The following is an 8,390-nucleotide window of genomic DNA, read 5'->3' on the forward strand; positions in this document are numbered from 1 at the left end:
GCAGACCTCGTGCGGACGGCGCTTGTCGCGCGCGAGGTCGAGAATTGCGGGATGGATGTAGGAGGATTTCGCGATGGCCGGCGTATTGCCCAGCGCATCCGCCGCGGCATGGGTAATTGCCTTCACCGTCACGCTCTCGGCGCGGGCCAGCGCATTGACGGCGGCGACGCTGCCTTTCCATGTCCGGAAATCCTTGGCCGTGAAAGAGAGACCCAGCGTTTCCTGGATATACTCATTCACATCCTGCGCGGCCGGCCGGACCTTGCGGGATCGGAACAGGAAAGCGCCTTTCTCTGCCATGAGCCCATCCAGCGTCTTCGCCAGAAGCTTGTCGCGCACGGTGACACGGCGGGGCGTACCGCCCTTGCCCTTATAGGCACAGATGATCTTGCGGCCTTCGATCTGGACATGCGACTTTCGCAGGCTGACCGCGCCATAGGTCTTGCGGCCCGACCGGCCGATGCGCAGCGCGCCCCGGTCCAGCAGGCGGACAATGGCGGCGAGGCGAAGCTCGCGCGGGCAATCCGAATAGGTGAGATCATGGCGCACACGGCGGCGCAGTTCCGGCAAGGCATGGCCGAAGGCGATGAGATCATCGAACTTGGCCGAATTGCGCGCCGCCGACCAGGTCGGGTGGTAGCGGTATTGAAGGCGGCCCGCCTCGTCGCGTCCGGTGGCCTGGATGTGGCCACGCGGATTGGGGCAGATCCAGATGTCCTCCCAGGCGGGCGGCAGAACGAGCGCGCGGCACCGCTCGGCCCGCTTGCCCTTCAGGGTCTGGCCCTTGCCATCCTTGTAGGTGAAGCCTGGGCCGCACCGCCGCCGCGTCCAGCCGGGCTTCGACGGGTCTGACCGCACAAGGCCAATGGCCTCTGCCGTCACGCCTTCGCGGCAGAGCGTCTCCGGGTCTGAACTGAAGGGCATGGCGTGTCTCTCGGGCGATGAATGCCCGGATCAACGATCCATCGGTGGCGAGGGTTCCCGTCCACTGGATTCTCTCCAGCCCGGAAATTTTGTTTGGGCTGACACGATTACCGCCTAAGCTTCTGTCAGGGGAGACTGACATGAAAGACCAAATTCAATTCGCGGCGGCGCTGGCCCTTTTCACACTGGTATCCAGCTGCGCCAGTCTGGACGAGACGATGGCGACGGCACCGGAGCCTACACCTGCATACGACATCGACTATCCGCCAGCGCTTAACGAGCTGAACTTCCAGAGCGACGGAAAGCGCCTGAACGGATTGATGTATGTGGCTGATGGCCCCGGCCCCCATCCCACCGTTCTGTTGCTGCATGGATTTCCCGGCATCGAGAAGAATCTCGATCTCGCCCAGGCCCTGCGGGCGGACGGGTTCAACGTCCTGTTCTTCCACTATCGCGGCGCGTGGGGCAGCGAGGGAACATTCTCGTTCACGTATGTGATCGAAGACGTGGCTGCCGCGACGGATTTCGTTCGCGCCAATGCGGAGACCTATCGGACCGACCCGGACAAGCTGATCCTGATCGGGCATTCCATGGGCGGCTTCGCAGCTCTTGCCGCGGGCGCCAAGGATAAGACCATTGCCTGCACCGCAGGGCTCGCTCCTGCGAATTTCGGCGTCGTGGCGAATGTTCTTGCGGCAGATCCGGACAGGAAAGCGGGCTTCATCGCCTATGGCGATTCCCTGCAGATGCTGGCGGGTACAGATGGCGCAACCCTGGTGAGCGAACTGATCGACAATCGCGAGGCGTTCGACGCCCTTACCTACGCCCCCAGCTTCGCGAACCGTTCGGTGCTGATTGTTGGAGCGGACAAGGATGAAACCGTCCCGCTGGACGCCATCGTCAGGCCGCTGATAGAAACCTACAAATCAGAGCCGGGTGTCGAGACGACAGGCGTAGTGCTTTCCGGCGATCACTCCTTCTCATGGTCACGAGAGGCCCTGATCGACACGGTTCTTGGCTGGGCAGACGCCTGCCGCTAGTTCGGGCGGTGCTCGTCGGCGTCGCCGCTCCAGAAGCGTTTGATGCGGCCGAGGAAGCCTTCGCTTTCCGGGTGGCAATCCGCGCCGGTGCAGTCGCAGAATTCGCGCAGCAGCTCTTTCTGGCGGGCGGTCATGTTGCGCGGGGTTTCCACGAACATCTCCACGAACAGGTCGCCGGTATGGCCTGACTGCCGCACGGACGGCATGCCCTTGCCGCGTAGACGCAGCTTGCGACCGGTCTGGGCGCCTTCCGGCACCACGACGCGGGCACGGCCGCCATCAATGGTCGGGATTTCGATTTCGCCGCCAAGTGCAGCCGTCGCCATGGGCACGGGCGCACGGCAATAGAGGTTCGGGCCGTCGCGTTCGAAGATGTCATGCTCGACGACATCGACGAAGATGTAGAGGTCGCCGCTCGGCCCGCCCTGATCGCCAGGCTCACCTTCGCCGGACAGGCGGATGCGCATACCGCTTTCGACGCCAGCCGGGATTTTCACCTGGAGCTTGCGCTCCTCGCGAACCTGCCCTGCGCCGCCACATTCCTTACAGGGCTTCTTGATGATCTTTCCCTTGCCGGAACACCGCACACAGGTGCGCTCCATCGTGAAGAAGCCTTGCTGGGCGCGCACGCGGCCATGGCCGTCACAGGTCTCGCAGGTTTCCGGCTTGGTGCCGGGCGCTGCGCCGGAGCCGTCACAGCCTGTACATGGCACGGCCTGGGGCACGTGAATGGTTTCTTCCTTGCCGGCCCACGCTTCAGCCAGAGTGATTTCCAGATCATAGCGCAAATCTGCACCGCGCTGTGGCCCGCCACGGCGACGTCCACCGCCAAAGCCACCTGCGCCGAAAACCTGGCTGAACAGGTCAGAGAAGATATCGTCCGGATTGCCGCCCTGGCCGAACGGGTTTCCCCCGCCCCCACCGCCATTTTCAAAGGCGGCATGGCCAAACCGGTCATAGGCACCACGCTTCTGAGCATCGCTCAGGACCGCATAGGCTTCGCCCACTTCCTTGAATTTCTCTTCGGCTTCAGGATTCCCGGCATTCTGGTCCGGATGATACTTCATCGCCAGCTTGCGGTAGGCGGACTTGAGTTGCTTCTCGTCCGCATCCTTGGATACGCCCAAAATCTCGTAATAGTCGCGCTTGCTCATGGAATGGCTATCGTCTTCCAGAATTGTCTCAGATCAGCCGCACATGTGGGGGACGTGACCGGCCGGTGCAAGGGAATGTCACAGGTCGCGCCACGTAATGATCAGGCTCAGCTTGGGCCGGTCTGGCCAGTGGGGAAGGACTGAACGCCCCCTTCGACGAGTTCAGGGCCACCGGGCTGGATCTGCATGACCGCCAAGCCGCGCTCGGACGTGCCGTCAATGCGGAAGCGGAACAGGCCATTTACTCCGAAAAAGCCGTCCGGATCGGTCACGCCGCCATAGGTCAGACTGTCATCTGCGGCGAGGCGAACGGTCAATGCGGCTGCATCATAGGCCAGTGCAGCCAGATCGGTTGGCGCGCGGCCATAGATCCGACGATAGGCTTCGGTGAAGGCGCTCTTGTTGCCGGGGTCTGTGGCAGCATAATAGCCGCCGCGCAGGGTCGGTTCGCGCCAGATGCTGGAATCGTCCCAATAAGAGGTGCCGATCAGCTTCAATTGGCGCATATCGACGCCGTTGTAAGGCAGCAACGGTGCTACCGAGAGCAATTTGACGCCTCGTTCAGGGATCATCACAGCCACGCGGCCGGGACGGTCGGCCAGTTCGGATTTGAGAACGCTGGCGATCTGGCGCGCTTCGGCGCCTGCTCCACTATCCTCGCCATAGAAGGCTGAGGCGGCCATGACGGCGCCAAGCCGGGAGGCTTCAAACCGCATCGCGGCCTCGACCTGACGCCCGTAATCCGAACGTGGGCCAAGGAAAACAAACGTGTCCACGCCGCGCGCGGCCACATATTCCATGACGCGGCGGACTTCCTCGTCCGGCGAGATGGAGGCGAGATAGGCTCCGCCACCAGCCGCAGACCGGTCATTGGAGAAGGCAATGACGGGAATATCTTCCTCGCGCGCCATTTCCCGCACGGTTTTCACGTTTGCGCCAAAGAGCGGGCCAAGGATTACATCTACCTTGTCTTCAAAGGCTTCGTCCGTGCGGGCCTCGGCAACGGAGGTCTTGCCGGCGGTATCCTTTGGGATAATCAGGAAATCCTTGTCGGCATATTCAAACAGGGCAAGTTCGATCCCTGCCAACATGCTTTCCGCCTCGGCGCGGACATTGGCGTTCGGATGAGAAAAGGGCAGCAGCACGGCGGCCCGCTTGATCTCACGTCCCTGCATGAAGGGTGGGGTCAAGCCACGGTCGCCTCGGCCGCGCGTTGCGTCGCCCAAATCTTCCATGTCGCCAATTTCGATTTCTTCGCCCGGTATGTCGCCCAAGTCGCGCGGCACGCCCGTAACAGGCTCCTCGCGGGGCTGTCCGGTGCCGATGGGCACTGGTTGGCGAGCAGGCGCTGTGGCACAGGCGGTCGCCAGAAGCAGCGATGCCAACAGAAGACTTGGCGCGGGAAGCTTCCTGAGCAATGGTTGAAGCAATGTCATCTCCTGATCCTTCTGACTCCGGGGCGATTCCCGCCGCTGGCGACTCTAGGCGCGGTCTCCCCAAGGGGCAACCGGCTGTATCTCTGGATCCGGGCCTGTATGTGGTTTCCACCCCGATCGGTAATCTACGCGACATCACCCTGCGCGCGCTGGACGTGCTGACCGCTGCCGATGAAGTGCTGGCAGAGGACACACGCGTCGCTGGAAAGCTGATGTCTGCCTATGGCCTTAAGGCTCGCCTCAGCCCCTATCATGACCACAATGGGGCGGAACGGAGACCGGGCCTGATACGGGCACTTCAAGGCGGCGCGAAGATCGCGCTGATTTCCGACGCTGGCACGCCGCTTGTTTCCGATCCGGGCTGGAAACTGGCGCACGAGGCGCTGGAGGCTGGCGTAAAGGTCATCCCCATTCCGGGCGCCTCGGCCATGCTGGCGGGATTGGTCGCCAGCGGCCTGCCAAGTGACAAATTCCTTTTCGCAGGCTTCCTGCCGCCAAAATCCGGTGCGCGCAAATCAGCCGCCGAAGCGCTGAAAGCCGTGCCGGGAACGCTGATCTTCTATGAGAGTGGGCCGCGCCTTGCCGATGCGCTTGCAGACCTTGCCTCTGTGCTGGGGGACCGTGACGCGGCGGTGACGCGGGAATTGACCAAGATGTTCGAGGAAACCCGCCGAGGCACGCTTGCTGATTTGGCCACGCATTATGCCGAGTCCGGCCCGCCACGTGGCGAAATTGTATTGCTGGTCGGCCCGCCGGGCGAACATGAAGTCACGCCCCAACGCCTCGATGCGGCCCTGCGCGACGCACTGGATGGCCAGCCGACCAAGGCCGCAGCCAATGCCGTGGCCGAAGCGCTGGGTCTGCCGAAGCGCGACGTTTACCAGCGGGCGCTGCAACTGAAAGCCGATGGCTAAAGGGCGCGCCCCCAGCGCCAAGCGCACGGCTGCCGAAAAACGTGGCCGCGCGGGCGAGACACTTGCCGCCTTGTACCTCCGCTTCAAGGGCTATCGCATCCTCGCGCAACGCGTGCGCACGCCGGTTGGCGAGATTGATCTGATTGCGGAGAAATCCGGCATAGTTGCTTTTGTCGAAGTAAAGGCACGTCGGCGAGCAAACGCAGCGCTCGGCGCCGTGACACTTCATGCCTGGAATCGAATTTCCCGCGCGGCCGACCATTGGATGGCCAAGCATCCCCGCTATTCAGACCATGGCTGGCGATACGACATCATTGCCATCGCGCCGAGTCGCCTGCCCGTTCATCTGCGCGATGCGTGGCGGCCGGGGCTGGCCTAGGCTTTGGGCTGGGGCTTCGCACGCTTACGATAGACGCGCGTTAGCGGGCTTTTTGCCATCGGAATGAAGCGAGTTTTCTTGCCGACGATGCTTGGGCGGTTGATGCCTATGCGCAGAAGACTGAACACGGCCAAAACGAGATAGACACCCGAGATATACCAGAACAGTGCGGCCGGATGAAATGCGCTCATCACGAGAGCGCCGACCAGAGCGCCGATCACCGATCCAACTCCATAGAGCAGGAGCAGGCCGCCACTCGTGGCGACGGCCTTGCCGAGCGCGGAATGGTCATTGGCATGCGCAGCGCAAATGCCGAAGACGGGTATGATGAAAGCGCCAAACAGGAAGCTGAAGCCAAGCAAGGCGTTTTGGGACAGGCCAGCAAAGCTTGCCAACAATGCCGAAGCCCCTGCGCCGAGCAGCGAGCTGCCCACGATCACGAAACGCCGGTCTACCTTGTCAGAGAGCGAGCCCATGGGGAACTGGAACAAGCCTGCTCCGATGATCGCGGCACTCATGAAGGCTGCGATCATGGCCGAGCCATACCCAATTTCCTGCACATAGACCGGTGCCATGCCCCAGAAAGCGGCATTGGCGAGTCCGGCGGCAGCTGCACCGACGGCGCCGACGGGCGAGACGCGATAAAGCTGAACAATGTCGAGCTTCGCCGTCTCCAGCGGTGCAGGCGAATCCGAGCGCGTCAGCGCCACCGGGACGAGCGCGATGGAGATCAGGATGGAAACCAGAACGAACAGCTGGAAGCCCGAAGGCGGGGCAATCGCGAGCAGGCCGTTGCCGATGGTCACAGCGCCAAGATCGACAATGCGATAGACTGACAGCACTTTGCCGCGGTTCTCGTTCGTCGCGCGCTCATTGATCCAGCTTTCCAGCACCATGGTCAGCCCCGCAAAGCTGAAGCCTGTAATGAAGCGCAAAACGGCCCATGGCGTGGCATCGACGAACAGGATATGCGCCAGCGCACTGGACGACGCGATCGAGGCGAGTGCCACAAAGGCCCGGATATGCCCTACGCCCTTGATCATGCCAGGCACGAAGCGGCAACCGAGGATGAAGCCGGCATAATAGGCTGAGGCCAGAAGACCGATGATTGCGGTCGGGAAGCCTTCCAGGTCGCCGCGCACAGACAGGAGTGTGCTCTGCAAGCCATTGCCGGCATAGAGGATGGCAGCAGCAAACAGCAGGGCAGCGATGGCGGAGATAGACTTGAACATTCCAGCCTCCAGGGCGTGCTGGGATTTCAGGGAGGGCGAGCCGTCTTCAGGCTAACCCGATGCAGAAAAGTGTGTTCCGATCGCGCCTGTAGAAACCTCCACTGCTACTGTCAACCAAGCCTGAGCCGCGCATCTGCGCAAGGCGGAATCCCCCGCCTACTCGGTCAAAGTCGGCGCCGCTGCGAAGGGCTCGATTCCGAATGAAGGATATATTTCGCTCGGGAAATAGACCGTGCCATCCTTCACAACCATGGAGATGGTCTTGATCGCTTTCAGGTCCGCTGTTGGGTCACCTGGAACAAGAAAGAAATCGGCCAGCTTGCCGGGCGCGATAGACCCAAGCTCGTCCGACTGTCCCACATATTCGGCCATACCATGGCTGGCCCAGGCGAGGATTTCAGGCGCTGTCATGCCGACCTGCTGATAAAGCTCAAGTTCGCGGTGATAGACGAAGGATCCGCCCATATCCGTTCCCGGAACGAGCAGGATGCCCACCTCATGCATCGCGGTGACCGTTTCGATGATCTTGTCGAAGGCCTGCCAGTAGGCCGCGTCATCCTCGGGAGAGGAAATATCGGCCCATGCTGTCTTGGCCGAACGCTGCACGCCAACCGGCATGTGATCGATATAGTCGACCACACCCGCCCGGAGCTGGCCATTGCGAGACCTGAGCAGAGCTTCATGGATGGCGAGGGTCGGATCAATCGCGGTTTCATGCTCCGCCATGGCATTGATCGTTGCCTGTACCTTTGGATCACTGATCTCCAGGGATGGGAGACGCTTCAACGCGGTCAGGCGCAGCAAGGTGCGCGTGTCTTCACCCTCGTCCAGCACCCAGCCCAGCATGACCTGATTGATATGGGTCATCTCGTCATAGCCTGCAGCAATCATCTGGTCGGCATTGGAGAAGGCCGGCACATGCCCGGCCACTTTCAAGCCGAGGCGGCGCGCTTCTGCGACCATGGCCGGCACCCATTCGCCTTTCATGGAATTGTAGATCTTGATCTGATGGAATTCTCCACCGCCATACTTGCGAACGGCTTCGAGCGCCTCCTCCTCACTCGATACGAGTGTGCCATTGTTGGAGCTGAACGGGCTCTTTCCTTCGATGAACCCGCTGCGGATGATACGCGGACCGGCGAGACGCCCGGACTGTATGTTTTCATTCAGCTCACTGAGCACGTCGTTGTTGTTGCCCATGTCCCGGACGGACGTCACCCCCGCAGCGATGTTGAGCAGCGCGCTATTCTGACCGAGATGCCCGTGCATTTCATAAAGGCCCGCCACCAGCGTGCCGCCATCGCCATCAAT

At 61.9% G+C, this 8,390-nt stretch carries 8 protein-coding genes; 3 read left to right on the plus strand and 5 right to left on the minus strand.

Annotated features, from left to right (window positions below):
* On the minus strand, positions 1-924 hold a 924-nt coding region (locus B4F73_RS01075), incomplete at its 3' end, for a DNA topoisomerase IB (protein ID WP_290482316.1).
* Positions 925-1,064: 140 nt separating this feature from the next.
* On the opposite strand from B4F73_RS01075, the gene B4F73_RS01080 reads away from it, so the two are divergent.
* Positions 1,065-1,964: an alpha/beta hydrolase family protein gene (locus B4F73_RS01080; RefSeq protein WP_290482317.1), complete on the plus strand. Its 900-nt coding sequence runs from the start codon at positions 1,065-1,067 to the stop codon at positions 1,962-1,964.
* On the opposite strand, the gene dnaJ is transcribed toward B4F73_RS01080, so the two are convergent.
* The gene (gene dnaJ, locus B4F73_RS01085; RefSeq protein WP_206991058.1) at positions 1,961-3,118 is read right to left on the minus strand and encodes a molecular chaperone DnaJ; all 1,158 of its coding nucleotides are present in this window, start codon (positions 3,116-3,118) and stop codon (positions 1,961-1,963) included. The two genes, B4F73_RS01080 and dnaJ, sit on opposite strands and share 4 nt — an antisense overlap.
* Positions 3,119-3,225: 107 nt before the next feature.
* The gene (locus B4F73_RS01090; RefSeq protein WP_290482318.1) at positions 3,226-4,554 is read right to left on the minus strand and encodes a penicillin-binding protein activator; all 1,329 of its coding nucleotides are present in this window, start codon (positions 4,552-4,554) and stop codon (positions 3,226-3,228) included.
* Positions 4,555-4,655: 101 nt separating this feature from the next.
* On the opposite strand from B4F73_RS01090, the gene rsmI reads away from it, so the two are divergent.
* On the plus strand, positions 4,656-5,468 hold the full coding sequence (rsmI, locus tag B4F73_RS01095) for a 16S rRNA (cytidine(1402)-2'-O)-methyltransferase (RefSeq protein WP_242517360.1): 813 nt from the start codon (positions 4,656-4,658) through the stop codon (positions 5,466-5,468).
* Complete coding sequence (locus tag B4F73_RS01100) at positions 5,461-5,847, plus strand: YraN family protein (protein ID WP_290479739.1); 387 nt, start codon at positions 5,461-5,463, stop codon at positions 5,845-5,847. Before rsmI ends, B4F73_RS01100 begins: the two co-directional genes overlap by 8 nt.
* Here the strand turns inward: B4F73_RS01100 and B4F73_RS01105 are convergent.
* Positions 5,844-7,079: an MFS transporter gene (locus B4F73_RS01105; RefSeq protein ID WP_206991062.1), complete on the minus strand. Its 1,236-nt coding sequence runs from the start codon at positions 7,077-7,079 to the stop codon at positions 5,844-5,846. The two genes, B4F73_RS01100 and B4F73_RS01105, sit on opposite strands and share 4 nt — an antisense overlap.
* 156 nt (positions 7,080-7,235) lie before the next feature.
* Positions 7,236-8,390: amidohydrolase family protein (locus B4F73_RS01110; RefSeq protein ID WP_290482319.1), on the minus strand; the 1,155-nt coding region annotated here is incomplete at its 5' end.

The organism is Hyphomonas sp. UBA3601 (assembly GCF_002375605.1).
Lineage (GTDB): Bacteria > Pseudomonadota > Alphaproteobacteria > Caulobacterales > Hyphomonadaceae > Hyphomonas.